Source organism: Sphingomonas sp. BK580, from assembly GCF_014194975.1.
Classification (GTDB): domain Bacteria; phylum Pseudomonadota; class Alphaproteobacteria; order Sphingomonadales; family Sphingomonadaceae; genus Sphingomonas.
Genome location: NZ_JACIAY010000014.1, coordinates 20,136 through 36,192 on the forward strand (window position 1 = coordinate 20,136; position 16,057 = coordinate 36,192).

Below are 16,057 nucleotides of genomic sequence, written 5' to 3' on the forward strand. Positions count from 1 at the left end.
CTCCGCTCAAGGGGAGGGCCGGGGTGGTGCGTTCCCACGAACGCAGCGTTTGTGGAAGCGCCCCACCCAACCCCTCCCCTGACGGGGAGGGGCTTTCCACCGAAGCTCAGATCCCGCCCGCCACCACCACGTGCCCCGCCGCCGCCAGCGCGGCGCCCAGGTCGGCCAGGCAGCGCTCCACCAGCGCCGCGTCGGGCGAGCGCACCACGAAATTGGCGCCGGTGCGGCCCTCGCGGAAGAAGGGGTAGCTGCCGATCGAGACGCCCTCGTGCGCCTTCTCGGCGTCGCCCAGCAGGTCGGCGACCTCGCTCTCCGCCACCCAGCAGCCGATCGTGCCGCTCACCACCGGGCGCCCGCCCTCGAGCGTGCCGGTGAGCGAGTCGAGCATCCCCGCGGTGATGTGCGGGACACCCGCCATGATGAAGATGTTCCCGATCCGGATCCCCGGCGCGCCCGAGACACGGTTCTCGATCAGCGTCGCGCCCTCCGGCACGCGCGCCATGCGCAGTCGGGCCGCGGTGATGCCGCCGCGGGTGGCGTAATAATGCTCCAGCACCGCCACCGCGTCGGGGTGATGGACCACGCCGACACCCAGCGCCGCCGCGATCGAGTCCACCGTGATATCGTCGTGCGTCGGCCCGATGCCGCCGGTGGTGAAGAGATAGTCGTTGCGCGCGCGCAGCTGGTTGACCGCCTCGACGATCGCGTCCTCGCGGTCGCCCACCACGCGCACCTCGGCGAGGCGGATGCCCTGGACGTTGAGCCAGCTGGCCAGCTGGGCGATGTTCTTGTCCTGCGTGCGACCGGAGAGGATCTCGTCGCCGATGACGACGAGCGCCGCGGTCCAGATGCGTTCGGTCTCCATAGCCGGCGGGCATAGCCTCGCATTCGCCCCCTCGCCACGCTATATCGCCGCGATGACCGATTATGTCACCGTCACCAGCGACGCGCCGCACGGGCGCACCGGCGCGATCAAGCTGCACGGGCGCGATGCCTTCGACGGCATGCACAAGGCCGGGCGGCTCGCCGCCGAGACGCTCGACATGCTGGTGCCGCACATGGTGCCCGGCGTCACCACCGCGGCGCTCGACCGGCTGATCTACGACTTCATCCTGGCCGGCGGCGGCGTGCCCGCGACGCTCGGCTATCGCGGCTACGCGCATAGCACCTGCATCTCGATCAACCACGTCGTCTGCCACGGCATCCCCGCGGACAAGCCGCTGAAGTCGGGGGACATCGTCAACGTCGACGTGACCCCGATCGTGGACGGCTGGCACGGTGACTCGAGCCGCATGTACCTGATCGGCGACGTGCCGCTGAAGGCGAAGCGGCTGGTCGAGGTGACGTACGAGTGCCTCATGCTGGGGATCGAGCAGGCGCGTCCCGGCAACCACATGGGTGACGTGGCGCACGCGATCCAGCGCCACGCCGAGTCGAACCGCTACGGCGTGGTGCGCGACTTCTGCGGCCACGGCCTCGGCCGGCTGTTCCACGACGCACCCGAAGTGGTGCATGTCGGGCGGCCGGGGACGGGGGTGGAGCTGCGCCCCGGCATGATCTTCACGATCGAGCCGATGATCAACATCGGCCGGCCCGACGTGAAGCTGCTGGAGGACGGCTGGACCGCGGTGACGCGCGACCGCTCGCTCTCGGCGCAGTTCGAGCATTCGATCGGCATCACCGAGGACGGCTGCGAGATCTTCACCTGCTCGCCCGCCGGGCTGGACAAGCCGCCGTACTGACCGGCGAGCCGGCGGCGGGATCGATCCTCCCCCGCAAGGGCAGGATGAGGAGTCGCGTTACGGCACGATCCGGAAGGTGTAGCTGTAGCTCTGCGCCTGACCGCGCACCGAGACGTCGGCGATCGTCACCGTATAGGTGACCCCGTTGGCCAGCCCCGCCACCGCGAACTGGATATTGTTGGGCACGCCGTAACCGGTGTTGTCGAAGCTGATGTTCGACACCGTCAGCGCCGTGTCGCCGTTCGCCACCCGCACCGTCGCCTTCGAGAAATCGACCTGCGCGTTGGCGCCGCCGCGCCGCGTCGTGTCGGCGATCACCGAGAACGACAACAGTGCGGCGGGATCGAAATAGCGCGCCGGATACTCGCCGTACGGATAGGCTACGTACGGCGGCAGCCCGCCCGGTACCGTGACTCCGCCGTTGAACGCGACCACCTTCATCGCCGCCGCGTCGGTGCGGCTGCCGTCGGCGAGCACCTGCGCGACGCGACCGTAGCTGATCTTGCCCAGGAAGGGGTCGAGCATCCAGCGGCGGTGGCCGACGTTGTTGGCGACCAGGTTGGTCGTCTCGGTGAGCCAGCCGCCGAGGTACATGTCCTCGGTGTAGTAAGCGAGATAGGGCGAGATCAGGCCGCCGTAGAGGTTGCTCGTTCCCGCACCGGTCGAGCCGGTGTCGGTGTAGCATTTCCAGTCGGCGGGGGGCGTGTGGGTGAGCTGGCCGTTGGCCGCCATCATCAGCGCCGCCTGGGTCGCCTGCTCGTCGTCGGCGCTGGAATAGCCTACCGCGGGCAGGCGGTGGAGCGCGCGGATCGCGTTGAGCCGCGCGAGCACGTCGGCGCGCACGCTATCGGCCAGCACGCCCGCGCGGCAATTGGGCACATCGGGCTGAGTGGTGAAAAGGGCCGCGGCGCGCGCCGCCCAGCTGCCGGTCGCCGCGGCGGACGAGGGATCGACCGCGACCGGCGTGGGGGTCGGAGTCGGCTGCGGCGCGGGGCTGGGCGTCGGCGAGGGGGCGGGAGCCGGCGTCACCACCACGGCGGCGGGAGTGCTCGCCGTGCCGCCGCCACCACCATCGCCGCCGCAGCCGCCGAGCAGCAGCGAGAAGGACGACACGCCGAGGATCCAGGACGACCGGAAGATACGCATACCGCCCTATAAATCCGCGACTTTTAACAAATTGGCCAGTGGCTTGTTGCTCAAAGCGGCGGCACCCCTTGGTCGGCTGCCCGCTTTTCGGGCAGCCGCACCGCCCGTCCGGCCGGTCGCCGCGCTGGGTTGCCCTCAGCGTCCGCGGCTGGCACGGTCGGTGCAAGGTACCTCGCGGGGTATCGGTCTTTCATCCGAGGTGGGGCGTCAATCGCGTGAAGAAGATCGAGGCGATCATCAAGCCGTTCAAGCTGGATGAGGTGAAGGAGGCGCTGCACGAGATCGGCGTCAGCGGCATTACCGTGACCGAGGCCAAGGGCTTCGGCCGGCAGAAGGGCCATACCGAGCTGTATCGCGGCGCCGAATATGTCGTCGACTTCCTGCCCAAGGTGAAGCTCGAGGTGGTCGTCGAGGACGGTCTCGCCGAGCGCGTGGTCGAGGCGATCGCCACCGCGGCGCAGACCGGCCGGATCGGCGACGGCAAGATCTTCGTGATCCCGGTCGAGACCGCGCTGCGCATCCGCACCGGCGAGCGCGACAACGACGCGATCTGACCTGCCCGTCGTCCCCGCGCGTCGGGACGTCCCTGTTACCGCGCGCCCCGGCAACGTTCGGGGAGCGCACCTGCGAGAGAGAGAAGCATCATGGCGAACACGGCCGCAGACGTTCTGCAGAAGATCAAGGACGAGGAGATCGAGTGGGTCGACCTGCGCTTCACCGACCCCAAGGGCAAGTGGCAGCACCTCACCATGGTCGCCTCGGTGATGGGCGAGGACGAGTGGACCGACGGCCTGATGTTCGACGGGTCCTCGATCGCCGGCTGGAAGGCGATCAACGAGTCGGACATGATCCTCAAGCCCGACCTCGACGCGGTCTACACCGATCCCTTCTCGGCGACGCCGATGCTGATCGTGTTCTGCGACATCGTCGAGCCGTCGACCGGCGAGGGCTATAGCCGCGACCCGCGCACCACCGCCAAGCGCGCCGAGGCCTATGTCGCCACCACCGGGATCGGCGACACCGTCTATGTCGGCCCCGAGGCCGAGTTCTTCATGTTCGACGACGTGCGCTTCGAGACCAGCTACAACACCAGCTACTTCAAGATCGACGACATCGAGCTGCCGACCAACACCGGCCGCGAGTATGAGGGCGGCAACCTCGCGCACCGCCCGCGCGCCAAGGGCGGCTACTTCCCGGTCGCGCCGGTCGACTCGGCGGTCGACATCCGCGGCGAGATGGTCTCGACCATGATCGAGATGGGCCTGCCGTGCGACAAGCACCACCATGAGGTGGCCGCGGCGCAGCACGAGCTGGGGCTGACCTTCGGCACGCTGACCACCACCGCCGATCGCATGCAGATCTACAAGTACGTCGTGCACCAGGTCGCGCATGCCTATGGCAAGTCGGCCACCTTCATGCCCAAGCCGATCAAGGAAGATAACGGCTCGGGCATGCACACGCACTTCTCGATCTGGAACGGCAAGGAGCCGCTGTTCGCGGGCAACGGCTATGCCGGCCTGTCCGACACCTGCCTCTATTTCATCGGCGGCATCATCAAGCATGCCAAGGCGATCAACGCTTTCACCAACCCGACCACCAACAGCTACAAGCGGCTGGTGCCGGGCTACGAGGCGCCGGTGCTGCTCGCCTATTCGGCGCGCAACCGCTCGGCCTCGTGCCGCATCCCGTACGGCACCGGCCCGAAGAGCAAGCGCGTCGAGGTTCGCTTCCCCGACGCGATGGCGAACCCCTACCTGGCCTATGCCGCGCTGCTGATGGCGGGTCTCGACGGGATCCAGAACAAGATCCACCCCGGCGAGGCGATGGACAAGAACCTGTACGACCTGCCGCCGGCCGAGCTGGCGCAGGTGCCGACGGTCTGCGCGTCGCTGCGCGAGGCGCTCGACTCGCTGATGGCCGATCACGACTTCCTGCTGAAGGGCGACGTGTTCACCAAGGACCAGATCGAGGCCTATGTCGAGCTGCAGTGGCAGGACGTGGCGCGCTGGGAGATGACCCCGAGCCCGGTCGAGTACGACATGTACTACAGCGCGTAAGCCACGCCGAGCGGCTGACGCGAGAAGGGCGCCCGGTGCGAACCGGGCGCCCTTTCTCGTTGAATCCTCCCTGCTCGCGGGGAGCGGGACCGCTCGCGAAGCGAGTGGTGGAGGGGGCGGCCTCAAACGAGAGGCCTCGTGAGCGAAGAGCCCCCTCCGTCAGTACTTCGCGCTGCCAGCTCGCCGTGCCGCGGAGGATCTCACGCTCACGCCGGCGAGTTCTCCGCCGTCGTCGCCACCTTGGCGTGGCTGCCCGACTCGCTCGCCTTGATCGTGCCGCCGAACAGCATCTTCACGCGCCCCGAGAGCGAGATGTCGCTCTCCCACAGCTCGGCGCTGTCGACGTCGACTCGCAGCAGCGCCAGGTTGGGGTCCTCACGGCCGCCCGGAAACCAGGCCTCGGCCTGCTTGTTCCAGAGCTTGTCGATCAGCGCGGGATCGTTGTCGATGCGCGCCTGCCCGTCCATGCAGGCGAAGAAGTCATGCCCCTTGGACACGTACTGCGCCATCACGCGCCCGCCGCCGGCGAGCCGATTGTCTTTGCCGACGAAGAAGAAGAGCGTGTCGACCTGATCCTCGTCGAGCTGCGCGGTGAGCGGTTCGCTGTGCGCCGAGCCGTCCGCCGGGCCGACCATGACGAACGGGCTGTCCGCCATCTTCTGCCACAGGTCGTGCTTGAGCTTGGTCGGGTCGGTGTTGGCGTCCGCCATCTTGGGTCTCCTGTCGATGTGGACGGAGAACGAGAGCGCGTCGGGTTGGTTGCGGGAGGCGCGCCGCGCTGCGCGGGCGCGTGCTCCTGCGCACGCAGGGGCCCAGAGCCACCAGCGCCACGCCTGCGGCCGTGGGCGCCGGCGTTCGCCGGAGCACGTGACCCCGAAGCCGGGCGCAACGTAAAAACCCCGGCACGCGGCCGGGGTCCTCGGGGAAGGCGACGGCCCTCCCGCGCCACCCCGGCGATGCCGGGGCGACGGATTGGGTCAGGTCAGCGCGAGTAGAACTCGACGACCAGGTTCGGCTCCATCTTCACCGGATAGGGCACCTCGTCCAGCGTCGGCACGCGGATGAAGGACACCTTCGCGGCGCCGTCGGGCGCGACGTAATCGGGCACCTCGCGCTCGGCGAGCTGCTGCGCCTCGAGCACCAGCGCCATCTCCTGCGCCTTGGTGCCGAGCGTGATCTCGTCGCCGACGTCGCACCGACGCGACGCGATGTTGCACTTCACGCCGTTGACGCGGACGTGGCCGTGGCTGACCAGCTGGCGCGCGGCCCAGATCGTCGGCGCGAACTTGGCGCGATACACGATCGCGTCGAGGCGGCGCTCGAGCAGGCCGATGAGGTTCTGCGAGGTGTCGCCCTTCATGCGCGACGCCTCCTCATACGCGTGACGGAACTGCTTCTCGGTGACGTCGCCGTAATAGCCCTTGAGCTTCTGCTTGGCGCGCAGCTGGATGCCGAAGTCCGACATCTTGCCCTTGCGGCGCTGACCGTGCTGGCCCGGGCCGTACTCGCGCTTGTTGACCGGGCTCTTCGGCCGGCCCCAGATGTTCTCGCCGAGACGACGGTCGAGCTTGTACTTGGCGCTGCTGCGCTTCGACATCAGATATTCCTAAGCAATGGCGTACAACGTTGGTCCCGGTCATCGCGCCGCGTGATCCACGAGGTGGAAAGCGCAGGCCCGCCGCTTCACCGGGGTGCGGGGGCGATTGCGAAGCGGCGCGGGTAGCGGGGCGGGGCCACGAAGTCAAGTTCATGGCGCTTCGCGCGCGGCAGGAAGGCTGCGTCGACGATAGAGGCGGCTCGTCGATCCCCCCCCTTGCAACGGGGACGGTGGCAGCGCGTCAGCGCTGCCGCAGGGGTGACCCGATCGGCGACGTCCACCGGCACTCACCATCGCCGACACCCAATCGTCAGGCCTTCGGCCTGCCACCTCCCGGTGCAGGGGAGAATGACCGAGTGGCTGTCGTCTGGCTCCGCCGATCATGCGTTGCGCGCGACGCTCTCCTTCATCCGCGCCAGCTGCTCGGGGCTGGCCTCGTGCTGGTGGCGATCCTTCCACTCGGCGTAGGGCATGCCGTAGATCGCCTCGCGCGCGGCGTCCTTGGGCAGCCCGCCGGCCTCACCGACCCAGTCCGACAGGCAGTTGCGGCAGAAGCCCGCCAGCCCCATCAGGTCGACGTTCTGCGCGTCGGTGCGGTGGCGCAGGTGGCGCACCAGGCGCCGGAACGCCGCCGCGGCGGTCGCGTCGTCGAGCGTGTCGAGGGGGTCGCGCTGATCCATCTGCATCTCCGGATTTGATCCGGGCGCGTTAGTCGCTAAGGCGTCCGCGGCAAAGCAGGAAGGCGCATGTGACCGAGACATCCGATACGATCGCCCCGCGCTCGCGCAAGGTCCGCGTACTCGCCACGCTAGGTCCGGCGAGCGACTCGCCCGAGATGATCGCCACGCTGTTCCAGGCGGGGGCGGACGCGTTCCGCATCAACATGAGCCACGGCGATCAGGCCTCCAAGGCGCAGATCATCCGCTCGATCCGCGCGCTGGAGGAGAAGTTCAAGCGACCCTCCACGATCCTGGCGGATCTGCAGGGGCCGAAGCTGCGCGTCGGCAAGTTCGCCGGCGGGCGGGTGATGCTGGAGCATGGCAGCACCTTCACGCTCGACCATGATCCGACGCCGGGCGACGCGACGCGCGTGCGGCTGCCGCACCGCGAGATCTTCGCCGCGATCGAGCCCGGCGCGCGGTTGCTGCTCGACGACGGCAAATTGGTGCTGCGTGTCACCGACCACGACGAGAACCGTATCGTCACCACTGTCGAGATCGGCGGCCCGCTGAGCGACAACAAGGGGCTCAACGTCCCCGACGTGGTCGTTCCGATGGCGGCACTGACGGAGAAGGACCGCTCCGACCTCACCTTCGCGCTCGAGCAGGGCGTCGACTGGATCGCCTTGTCGTTCGTCCAACGTCCCGAGGACCTCGCCGAGGCGCGCAAGCTGATCGAGGGCAAGGCGGCGCTGCTCGCCAAGATCGAGAAGCCGGCGGCGATCGAGCGGCTCGAGGAACTCGTCGACGCGTGCGACGGCGTCATGGTCGCGCGCGGCGACCTCGGCGTCGAGCTGCCGCCGCAGTCGGTCCCGCCGCTGCAGAAGCGCATCGTCGAGACCGCGCGGCGGATGGGCCGTCCGGTCGTGGTAGCGACGCAGATGCTCGAGTCGATGATCAAGAGCCCGTCGCCGACCCGCGCCGAGGTCTCCGACGTCGCCACTGCGATCTACGACGGCGCCGACGCGATCATGCTCTCGGCCGAGAGCGCGGCGGGCGACTGGCCGGTCGAGTCGGTGGCGATGATGAACGCGATCGGCGACGCGGTGGAGCGCGACCCGATGCACGGCGACCGGATCCACTTCACCGTCACGCGGCCCGACCCCACCACCGCCGACGCGCTGGCGGAATCGGCCAAGAACATCGCCGCGACGGTGTCCGCGGCGGCGATCATCTGCTTCACCAGCTCGGGTTCGACCGCGCGCCGCATCGCGCGCGAGCGACCCTCGGTGCCGATCCTGGTGCTCACCCCCAAGCGCGAGACCGCGCGGCGGCTCGGGCTGCTGTGGGGCACGCACAACGTCGTCACGCGCGACGTCGAGTCCTTCGAGGAGATGGTCGCCAAGGCGAAGCGGATCGCGCTGCGCCAGGGCATCGCGCAGGCGGGTGACCGCGTGATCGTCATGGCGGGTGTGCCGTTCCGCACGCCCGGCTCGACCAACGTGCTCCACGTGGTGCGCATCATCGGCGACGAGTTGAAGGATTATCCTCGCGCGTGAGCCGCCGCGCGTGATGAGGCCGTGATCCGCGTCGATTTTGTCCAATTCGGCGCGGATCACGCGGGCACGGCACTTTCATCCAATAGCCCGGACGACCCCTCGCGCATGAAGCGCGCGAACGGGGTGGGGAAGCAGCAAGAATGTTACGCGAGGCGACGCACGAGCTCGTGCGCACCGAACTGGCGCGCGCGCGCCGCACCGCCGCGATGGTGACCGATCCGGTCTCCGCCGGCTCGCTGCGCCGCTACATCGGCGAGCTGGAAGGCGAGCTGCACCGCCGCTCGGCGCGATGAGGCCAAGATCCTTTTACATGAGTGAAGGTGGCGCGCGTAGCGCGACCGGGGGGTGCCGACGCCGGTGAACTGGGCTCTCGATGCGAGCCGGTTCACCCCCTTTGTCAGGTCTTCGGCCTGCCACCTCCCCTTGCAGGCGAGGATAAGTGAGCGCCGCCGCTCACAACCCGTCGATCATCTCCGCGACCACCTCGAGGCACGACACGCCCAAAGCGCGGCTGCGCTCGGGGCTCCAGCCGAACGCGGCGTCGGGGTTGGGGTCGTGGTCCTTGAACGGCATCTCGAGCGTCACCGAGACCGCGCCGAAGCGCTCGGCGAGCTGGTTGGTCGACATCGACAGATTGGCCTTGCCGGGCGCCGAACGCTCATAGCCGAGCTCGGTCTGGAAATCGCGGCTGTGCGCCGCCAGCCGCCGGCCGAAGTCGTAGAATTTGGCGCCGTGCGCGTCGGTCCAGGAGGGGATGCCCTCGAAGCCAGCGATGAAGTTCGCCGGGATCGCCTCGTCGCCGTGGACGTCCATCGCGAAGGTCACGCCCGTGCGGTCCATCTCGCGCAGGACGCACAGCACCTCGGGGCTGCGCTCCGGACTGGGCGCATGCCACTCGCGGTTGAGGTTCACCCCCGCGGCGTTGGTGCGCAGGTGGCCGCGGCGCGTGCCGTCGGGGTTCATGTTCGGCACGACATGGACCGTCGCCGCCCCCAGCAGCGGCGCGGCGGCGTCGCTGGTGAGCCAGTCGAGCGCGCCCTCCATCCAGAACTCGGTCATCGACTCGCCGGGGTGCTGGCGACCGTAGAGCCACACCTGCTTGGCGCCGCTGCCGACACGGAAATAATCGATCGCCTGGCCGTCAAGCGTGGTACCCAGCTCGCGGTGGGTCACGCCGGGGCGAGCCGCGATCCGCGCCACCAGCCGCGCGTGCATCTCCATCGTGAAGGGGGCGAAATAGGCGAACCAGGCGAGGTCGCCGCTGCCGGTCCAGTCGAAGGTGAGCACACCGCCGTCGTAGCGCGTGTCGATCATCCGCCACGCCGCCAGATCCGTCGAGGCGCGCGTGCGATAGCCGGGCCAGCCGAACGGATAGGCCGACTGCCCCGCGTTGACGATGCGGAAGGTCACTCGCTTGCCGCGCAGGCCGGCGGCGCGGAAGTAGAACCATTGGTAGAAGTCGGACTGATGGTCGCGCACGATCTCGAGATCGCAGGTCCAGTCGTCCCCCTCGCCGCTGAGCTCGATCAGGCGGATATTGCCGCCATCGAAGGCGGCGTTGATCTGTAGCGTCATTTCACCTCGATCGTGCGCCCGGACTCGCCGGGAAAGTCCTTGAACAGCGCCGCGGCGAGCCGCGTGGCGACGGCATTGGCGTCCGCGTCGGGGGCAGTGGTGTCGGTGAGCGACTGCGCCTGGCCCTCCCAGATCGCGTTGGGGCCGCGCCGCAGCCGCACCGCCAGCTCGGTCACCACGCCGATGCGCTCGCGTGCGCCGCCGAGCGGGAAGCTGACGCCGCCGCCCAGCCCCGTGCCGCCGCGCCGCCCGCCGGAGAAGCCGCCGCCGCCGAGCCCGATCTGCACGGGCGAGCTGCGCGGCGGCAGCGGCCGGTCGGTGCGGGTGAAGCCCACGGTGGCGATATATTGCGCGGCGGTGCCGGGCGCGGGGCTGGTGAAGCCGTTGCGCAGCAGCTCGGCCTCCACCGCGGCGGCATAGGTCTTGTACTCGAGGCTGGGCGAGCCCGCGCCCTGGAGCGGCTCGACGCTGACGGTGCCGCGCTCGGCCACCGCGTCATAGTGGAAGCGAGTCGCCTCGACCGGGAAGCGCTGCGGCCCGGTGGCGCATGCCGCCAGCGGCGCGGCGGCGAGAAGGACGAGGACGACACGACGCATGACACATCCTTCGAAACGATCGTTGCGCCATAGCAACGCCGCAGCGCGTCGCAAGCTCCGCGGGGCGGGGGGCGATCGCCGGATCGAGCGCGACGCTCATTCCGTGAGCACCGTCCCCCTTCCGCTCGGGAAGGGACCATCGCGCGTCAGCGCGGTGGTGGAGCGGCGCTTCCACAAGCGCTGCGCGGCGCGGAGAGCCTCTCCACCGCTCGGCTGTGGCGGGCGGTCCCCCTCCTGGCCATGCGGGGAGGCTCGGGTCGCCGCGCCCCCGACTCGGTTGACTTTCCACCCCCCGCTCACTAGGCGGCGCGCTTTCCCTATTCTCTCGACAGAAGCGCCATCGCCATGAAGATCCGCAACAGCCTCAAGTCGCTCAAGGACCGCCACCGCGACAATCGCGTGATCCGTCGCCGCGGCCGCACCTACGTGATCAACAAGACCAATCGCCGCTTCAAGGCGCGCCAGGGCTGAGCCCTGACGTGACGTCGGCGGCCCGCGCCCCGACGGCGGTCATCTTCGACGTCGGGCACGTCCTCTACGACTGGGACCCGCGCGCGCTGTACGGGCGCCTGTTCGACGACGAGCGGGCGCTCGACTCGTTCCTGCGCGACGTCGCCACGCGCGAGTGGCATTTCCAGCATGACGCCGGCCGGCCTTTCGCCGAGACCAGTGCCGAGCTCGCCGCGCTGCACCCGCAGCACGCCGAGATGATCGCGCTCTGGGGTCCGCGCTTCGGCGAGCAGATCCCCGGGCCGATCCCCGGCATGCCCGCGCTGGTCGAGGAACTCGATGCGCGCGGCGTGCCGCTATTCGCGATCACCAACTTCTCGGGCGAGTTCTTCGCGCCGTTCCGCGCGCGGGAGGCGGCGCTGTTCGACCGCTTCCGCGACATCGTCGTCTCGGGCGACGAGCGCGTGGTGAAGCCCGACCCGGCGATCTTTCACCTCGCGCTGCGCCGCTTCGCGCTCGCCGCCGACCAGGCCTTCTTCGTCGACGACAACGAAGCGAACGTCCTCGCCGCCCGTGCGCTCGGCATCCGCTCGCACCTGTTCGCCGGTGCGGACGCGCTGCGCGCCGAGCTGACCGCGCTCGGCCTGCTCGGCTGAGCATGGCCGCGTCGGTATCGGGCGCGGTACCGCCGCGCCACCTGCTGCTCGCGCTCGCCGTCGTGGCGGTGTGGGGCACCAATTTCGTCGTGATCCGCGCCGCGCTCGACGTGCTGCCGCCGCTCGCCTTCGCCGCCTGCCGCTTCGCGCTCGCCTTCCTGCCCGCGCTGTTCGTGCCGCGCCCCAAGGTGACGTGGCGCTCGCTCGCCGCCTATGGGCTGCTGATCGGCGCGGGACAGTTCGGGCTGCTGTTCCTCGCCATGGACGGCTGGATCTCGCCCGGCCTGGCGAGCCTGGTGGTGCAGAGCCAGGTGTTCTTCACCATCGGCCTCGCGATCGCGCTGAGCGGCGAGCGCGTCCGCGCCTATCAGCTCGGCGCCCTGGTGCTGGCGAGCGCGGGCATCCTGACCATCCTCGTCCACAACGACCGTGCCGCCACCCCGCTGGGGATCGCGCTGACGATCGCGGCGGCGATCAGCTGGGCGGGCGGCAACCAGGTCGCCAGGGCGAGCGGCACCACCGACATGCTCGGCTTCGTCGTCTGGTCGAGCGCCTTCGCGGTGCCGCCGCTGGTCGCCGCCGCGCTGCTGCTCGAGGGCGCGGCCCCGATCGTGGAGGCGGTGCACCGCGCCGGCCCGGCCGTGTGGGCCGCGGTGGTGTGGCAGGCGGTCGGCAACACCCTGTTCGGCTACGCCGCCTGGGGCTGGCTGCTGGCGCGTCATCCCGCCGCGACGATCACGCCGAGCGCGATGCTGGTGCCGGTGTTCGGCATGGGCACCTCGGCGCTGCTGCTCGGTGAGCCGCTGCCGGGATGGAAGCTGCTCGCCGCCGCGTTGGTGCTCGGCGGGCTCGCGCTCAACCTGCTGTGGCCGCGCGTCAGCGGCTATCCGTGGCGGCGCGGCGCGGCGGGCTGAGCCGCGGCGACGGAACGATCCCGCGCCCGTCTCGCTTGATGGCGGCACAGTCACGGGAGCAGCTAGCATGGAAGACGGTCGCGTGTGGGCGTTCGAGGAGAGCCTGTGGACCGCCGACGCGGAACACTATCGCGAGTCGATCGACGAGTCGGCGCTGATGGTGGTGCCGCAGCCGCCCTATGTGCTCGAGAGCGACGCGGCGGTGGAGGCGGTGAGCCGGACGCCGCGCTGGGACGAGGTCCGCTTCAGCGACCAGCGCATCGTGCGCCCGCAGGAGGGGCTGATCGTGGTGGCCTATAAGGTCGAGGCGTCAAAGAGTGGGGGAGAGACCTATGTCGCGCACTGCACCTCGACCTATCGCCGCATCGAGCACGAGCGCTGGACGGTGGTGCAGCACCAGCAGACTCCGCCGCTGGTGGCGGAGGCGCAGCTCGAGGCGGAGTGAGGTGTCGGTAATCGCGTAAGTCGTTCCCTTTCAGGGGCAGGGTCGGGGTGGGGCGCTTCCGCAGGCGCGGCGTTCGCGGACCCGCTCCACACCCCACACCCCACACCTCTCCTGAAGGGGAGGGGAGCATCGGTCCGCCCCCTAAGCCGCCTCCGCCGCCCCGGTCGTCCATCCCAGATGCGGGATCGTGATCGAGCGCTTGCCCGCCATGTCGGTGCGGGTGACGAACAGGTCGCGGCTCTCGATATAGCCGATCAGCCGCTTCACTCGTCCGAGCGAGCTCGTCCCATAGGTGTGTGCGATCGCCTCGTCGGACGGGCACGGCTCGCCGTCGCGCGCCGCCTTGGCCACCAGCAGGAAGGCGCCGAGCATGTCGTCGGGCAGCCCCTGCGCCAGCGCCAGCGCGCTCGCCCATTCCTCCGCGTGCGGGGTGAAGATGCCCGCGCGCGCGCACGACAGCCGGCGGCTGAAGGCAGCGAGGTCGAGCGCCGGGCGCGCTACCCCCGTCATGCGGCAGCGCACCTGGAAGTCCTGGAACAGCACCGCCGCGGGCCGTCCCGCGCTCTCCGCGTCGGCGACGATCGCGCGCAGCACCTCGGCGTAGACTTCCTCCACCTCCTCCTCGGAACGGTCGGGCAGCGCGGGCGCGGGCACATTCGGCGCGGGCGGCGCGGCGAGATCGGCGAGCAGCTCCTCGCTCGGCACGCGGCGCGGGCGCGGGTCGAAGGAGAGCGGCAGCGACGGCGCCGCCTCGGGGGTGACGTCGAGCAGCGCCTGGACGTCGACGCTGTCCGCCTTGGGCAGCGGCACCAGCTTGGGGCTGCCGCTGCGCGCCTGCGTCTCCACCGCGCCGATCTTCACCGTCACCGGGCGGCGCGACACCGCGGGGCCGAGCGCCAGGAAGGTGCCGCGCGCGAGGTCGCGGATCACGTCGGCCTGGCGCCGCTCCATGCCGAGGAGGTCCGCCGCGCGCGCCATGTCGATGTCGAGGAAGGTGCGCCCCATCAGGAAGTTGCTCGCCTCGGCGGCGACGTTCTTGGCGAGCTTGGCGAGTCGCTGCGTCGCGATCACCCCGGCGAGCCCGCGCTTGCGGCCGCGGCACATCAGGTTGGTCATCGCCGAGAGCGAGGCGCGGCGCACGTCCTCGGCCACCTCGCCGCCGGTGGTGGGGGCGAACAGCTGCGCCTCGTCGACCACCACGAGCGCGGGATACCAATGCTCGCGCGGCGCGTCGAACAAAGCGCCGAGGAAGCCGGCCGCGCAGCGCATCTGGCCCTCCGCCTCCAAGCCCTCGAGGCTGAGCACGACGCTGGCGCGATGCTCGCGCAGGCGCGCGGCGATGCGCGCGATCTCGCGCTCGGCATAGTCCGCGCCCTCGATCACGACATGGCCGTAGCGCTCGGACAGCGTGACGAAATCACCCTCGGGATCGATCACGACCTGCTGCACCTGCCCGGCCGAGCCCTCGAGCAGCCGACGCAGCAGGTGCGACTTGCCCGAGCCCGAATTGCCCTGGACGAGCAAGCGGGTGGCGAGCAGTTCCTCGAGATCCATTGTCACGGGCGCGCCCGACGTATCGGTGCCCATGTCCACGCTGACGGTCATTGCCTCCGCCTGTGCCCGATGCGGCGGAGTCGGGGCAAGCGCGATGATGGAGAGGAGGTGGGTAGTCGCCCGCGACCGCTCGCCTCCACCCCGGCGCACGCCGAGGCCCAGTTGGGGCACGTTGCGGTCCTCACGTCGGCCTTCCCGCCTGGACCCCGGCATGCGCCGGGGTGGAGGCGGATGGTAGGGGAGTGTCCCTCGGCGAGGCGCCTCGCGCCCCGCACTGGCATCGCGCGCCCGTGCGGGATAAAGGCTCGAGATTACCCGCTAGAGGCAGTCATGGCAGGCCATTCCAAATTCAAGAACATCATGCACCGCAAGGGTGCGCAGGATAAGAAGCGCTCGGGCATGTTCTCCAAGCTCAGCCGCGAGATCACGGTGGCGGCCAAGATGGGTCTGCCCGATCCCGACATGAACCCGCGCCTGCGCGCCGCGGTGAACGCTGCCAAGGCGCAGTCGATGCCCAAGGACAATATCCAGCGCGCGATCGACAAGGCCAGCAAGGGGGACACCGAGAATTACGAGGAGATCCGCTACGAGGGCTTCGGTCCCGGCGGCGTCTCGCTGATCATCGAGGCGCTGAGCGACAACCGCAACCGCACCGCCACCAACGTGCGCACCGCGGTGTCGAAGAACGGCGGCAATCTCGGCGCGAGCGGGTCGGTCAGCCACGCCTTCGACCGCGTCGGGCTGATCACCTATCCAGCGAGCGCGGGCGACGCCGAGAAGGTGTTCGAGGCCGCGCTCGAGGCGGGCGCCGAAGACGTCACCTCGAGCGACGAGGGCCATGAGATCTGGACTGCGGTCGCCGACCTGCACGAGGTGGCCAAGGCGCTGGAGCCGGTGCTGGGCGAGGCGGAGGGCGCCAAGCTCGCGTGGCGCCCGCAGACGATGGTCGAGGTCGGCGAGGACGAGGCGACGACGCTGTTCAAGCTGATCGACGCGCTCGACGACGACGACGACGTGCAGACCGTGTGGGGCAATTACGAGGTCTCCGACGCGGTGATGGAGAAGCTGGGTTGACGACGGCCTCACCGCCGGCGGAGAGGTCAAGAC

18 protein-coding genes are annotated in these 16,057 nt (G+C 69.8%); 10 read left to right on the plus strand and 8 right to left on the minus strand.

Features of this window, described 5'->3' with window-relative positions:
* Positions 1–106 precede the first annotated feature (106 nt).
* Positions 107–865 (minus strand): molybdopterin-binding protein, encoded by a 759-nt coding sequence (locus FHY05_RS19295; RefSeq protein WP_183946067.1) that lies wholly within the window; start codon positions 863–865, stop codon positions 107–109.
* Between the two features lie 52 nt (positions 866–917).
* Between FHY05_RS19295 and map the strand changes: the two genes are divergently transcribed.
* Entirely contained in the window at positions 918–1,742 is an 825-nt protein-coding gene (gene map, locus FHY05_RS19300) for a type I methionyl aminopeptidase (protein ID WP_183921634.1), read from the plus strand.
* 57 nt (positions 1,743–1,799) lie between these two features.
* On the opposite strand, the gene FHY05_RS19305 is transcribed toward map, so the two are convergent.
* Positions 1,800–2,888 (minus strand): CAP domain-containing protein, encoded by a 1,089-nt coding sequence (locus tag FHY05_RS19305; RefSeq protein WP_183946068.1) that lies wholly within the window; start codon positions 2,886–2,888, stop codon positions 1,800–1,802.
* 215 nt (positions 2,889–3,103) lie between these two features.
* On the opposite strand from FHY05_RS19305, the gene FHY05_RS19310 reads away from it, so the two are divergent.
* Together FHY05_RS19310 and glnA are read left to right on the plus strand one after the other, a co-directional pair.
* Positions 3,104–3,442, plus strand: a complete 339-nt coding sequence (locus FHY05_RS19310; protein WP_183946069.1) for a P-II family nitrogen regulator — start codon at positions 3,104–3,106, stop codon at positions 3,440–3,442.
* Between the two features lie 90 nt (positions 3,443–3,532).
* Complete coding sequence (glnA, locus tag FHY05_RS19315; protein WP_183946070.1) at positions 3,533–4,945, plus strand: type I glutamate--ammonia ligase; 1,413 nt, start codon at positions 3,533–3,535, stop codon at positions 4,943–4,945.
* A gap of 206 nt (positions 4,946–5,151) precedes the next feature.
* Here glnA and FHY05_RS19320 read toward each other — a convergent pair whose 3' ends face one another.
* The 3 genes from FHY05_RS19320 to FHY05_RS19330 form a co-directional block, all read right to left on the minus strand.
* Entirely contained in the window at positions 5,152–5,655 is a 504-nt protein-coding gene (locus tag FHY05_RS19320) for a pyridoxamine 5'-phosphate oxidase family protein (RefSeq protein WP_183946071.1), read from the minus strand.
* 272 nt (positions 5,656–5,927) lie between these two features.
* Entirely contained in the window at positions 5,928–6,542 is a 615-nt protein-coding gene (gene rpsD / locus FHY05_RS19325) for a 30S ribosomal protein S4 (RefSeq protein ID WP_183924538.1), read from the minus strand.
* Between the two features lie 380 nt (positions 6,543–6,922).
* Complete coding sequence (locus FHY05_RS19330) at positions 6,923–7,222, minus strand: DUF1244 domain-containing protein (protein ID WP_409321848.1); 300 nt, start codon at positions 7,220–7,222, stop codon at positions 6,923–6,925.
* Between the two features lie 68 nt (positions 7,223–7,290).
* On the opposite strand from FHY05_RS19330, the gene pyk reads away from it, so the two are divergent.
* Positions 7,291–8,760: a pyruvate kinase gene (gene pyk / locus FHY05_RS19335; protein WP_183946073.1), complete on the plus strand. Its 1,470-nt coding sequence runs from the start codon at positions 7,291–7,293 to the stop codon at positions 8,758–8,760.
* A gap of 140 nt (positions 8,761–8,900) precedes the next feature.
* Complete coding sequence (locus tag FHY05_RS19340) at positions 8,901–9,053, plus strand: hypothetical protein (RefSeq protein ID WP_183946074.1); 153 nt, start codon at positions 8,901–8,903, stop codon at positions 9,051–9,053.
* Positions 9,054–9,213: 160 nt separating this feature from the next.
* Here the strand turns inward: FHY05_RS19340 and FHY05_RS19345 are convergent, their stop codons facing one another.
* Positions 9,214–10,335, minus strand: coding sequence for a carboxypeptidase family protein (locus FHY05_RS19345; protein ID WP_183946075.1), 1,122 nt, complete (start codon positions 10,333–10,335; stop codon positions 9,214–9,216).
* Positions 10,332–10,931, minus strand: coding sequence for a DUF4136 domain-containing protein (locus tag FHY05_RS19350; RefSeq protein ID WP_183946076.1), 600 nt, complete (start codon positions 10,929–10,931; stop codon positions 10,332–10,334). Before FHY05_RS19350 ends, FHY05_RS19345 begins: the two co-directional genes overlap by 4 nt.
* A gap of 345 nt (positions 10,932–11,276) precedes the next feature.
* Between FHY05_RS19350 and ykgO the strand changes: the two genes are divergently transcribed.
* From ykgO to FHY05_RS19370, 4 genes are all read left to right on the plus strand, one after another.
* Positions 11,277–11,402, plus strand: a complete 126-nt coding sequence (gene ykgO / locus FHY05_RS19355; protein WP_003046794.1) for a type B 50S ribosomal protein L36 — start codon at positions 11,277–11,279, stop codon at positions 11,400–11,402.
* Positions 11,403–11,410: 8 nt separating this feature from the next.
* On the plus strand, positions 11,411–12,037 hold the full coding sequence (locus FHY05_RS19360; protein ID WP_183946077.1) for an HAD family phosphatase: 627 nt from the start codon (positions 11,411–11,413) through the stop codon (positions 12,035–12,037).
* A gap of 2 nt (positions 12,038–12,039) precedes the next feature.
* Positions 12,040–12,951: an EamA family transporter gene (locus FHY05_RS19365; RefSeq protein WP_183946078.1), complete on the plus strand. Its 912-nt coding sequence runs from the start codon at positions 12,040–12,042 to the stop codon at positions 12,949–12,951.
* A gap of 67 nt (positions 12,952–13,018) precedes the next feature.
* On the plus strand, positions 13,019–13,396 hold the full coding sequence (locus tag FHY05_RS19370; protein ID WP_183946079.1) for a DUF4440 domain-containing protein: 378 nt from the start codon (positions 13,019–13,021) through the stop codon (positions 13,394–13,396).
* A gap of 141 nt (positions 13,397–13,537) precedes the next feature.
* On the opposite strand, the gene FHY05_RS19375 is transcribed toward FHY05_RS19370, so the two are convergent.
* The gene (locus FHY05_RS19375; RefSeq protein ID WP_183946080.1) at positions 13,538–15,001 is read right to left on the minus strand and encodes an ATP-binding protein; all 1,464 of its coding nucleotides are present in this window, start codon (positions 14,999–15,001) and stop codon (positions 13,538–13,540) included.
* Positions 15,002–15,280: 279 nt separating this feature from the next.
* On the opposite strand from FHY05_RS19375, the gene FHY05_RS19380 reads away from it, so the two are divergent.
* Complete coding sequence (locus FHY05_RS19380) at positions 15,281–16,024, plus strand: YebC/PmpR family DNA-binding transcriptional regulator (protein WP_183946081.1); 744 nt, start codon at positions 15,281–15,283, stop codon at positions 16,022–16,024.
* The last annotated feature ends 33 nt before the right edge of the window (positions 16,025–16,057 follow it).

Excerpts from the sequence above, each read along its gene's own strand:
- FHY05_RS19340 (WP_183946074.1), top strand. The coding sequence starts at position 8,901 with ATGTTACGCGAGGCGACGCACGAGCTCGTGCGCACCGAACTGGCGCGC.
- rpsD (WP_183924538.1), bottom strand. The coding sequence starts at position 6,542 with ATGTCGAAGCGCAGCAGCGCCAAGTACAAGCTCGACCGTCGTCTCGGC.
- FHY05_RS19365 (WP_183946078.1), top strand. The coding sequence starts at position 12,040 with ATGGCCGCGTCGGTATCGGGCGCGGTACCGCCGCGCCACCTGCTGCTC.
- FHY05_RS19345 (WP_183946075.1), bottom strand. The coding sequence starts at position 10,335 with ATGACGCTACAGATCAACGCCGCCTTCGATGGCGGCAATATCCGCCTG.
- FHY05_RS19350 (WP_183946076.1), bottom strand. The coding sequence starts at position 10,931 with ATGCGTCGTGTCGTCCTCGTCCTTCTCGCCGCCGCGCCGCTGGCGGCA.
- FHY05_RS19375 (WP_183946080.1), bottom strand. The coding sequence starts at position 15,001 with ATGACCGTCAGCGTGGACATGGGCACCGATACGTCGGGCGCGCCCGTG.
- map (WP_183921634.1), top strand. The coding sequence starts at position 918 with ATGACCGATTATGTCACCGTCACCAGCGACGCGCCGCACGGGCGCACC.
- FHY05_RS19330 (WP_409321848.1), bottom strand. The coding sequence starts at position 7,222 with ATGGATCAGCGCGACCCCCTCGACACGCTCGACGACGCGACCGCCGCG.
- ykgO (WP_003046794.1), top strand. The coding sequence starts at position 11,277 with ATGAAGATCCGCAACAGCCTCAAGTCGCTCAAGGACCGCCACCGCGAC.
- FHY05_RS19320 (WP_183946071.1), bottom strand. The coding sequence starts at position 5,655 with ATGGCGGACGCCAACACCGACCCGACCAAGCTCAAGCACGACCTGTGG.
- glnA (WP_183946070.1), top strand. The coding sequence starts at position 3,533 with ATGGCGAACACGGCCGCAGACGTTCTGCAGAAGATCAAGGACGAGGAG.
- FHY05_RS19295 (WP_183946067.1), bottom strand. The coding sequence starts at position 865 with ATGGAGACCGAACGCATCTGGACCGCGGCGCTCGTCGTCATCGGCGAC.
- FHY05_RS19380 (WP_183946081.1), top strand. The coding sequence starts at position 15,281 with ATGGCAGGCCATTCCAAATTCAAGAACATCATGCACCGCAAGGGTGCG.
- FHY05_RS19305 (WP_183946068.1), bottom strand. The coding sequence starts at position 2,888 with ATGCGTATCTTCCGGTCGTCCTGGATCCTCGGCGTGTCGTCCTTCTCG.
- FHY05_RS19370 (WP_183946079.1), top strand. The coding sequence starts at position 13,019 with ATGGAAGACGGTCGCGTGTGGGCGTTCGAGGAGAGCCTGTGGACCGCC.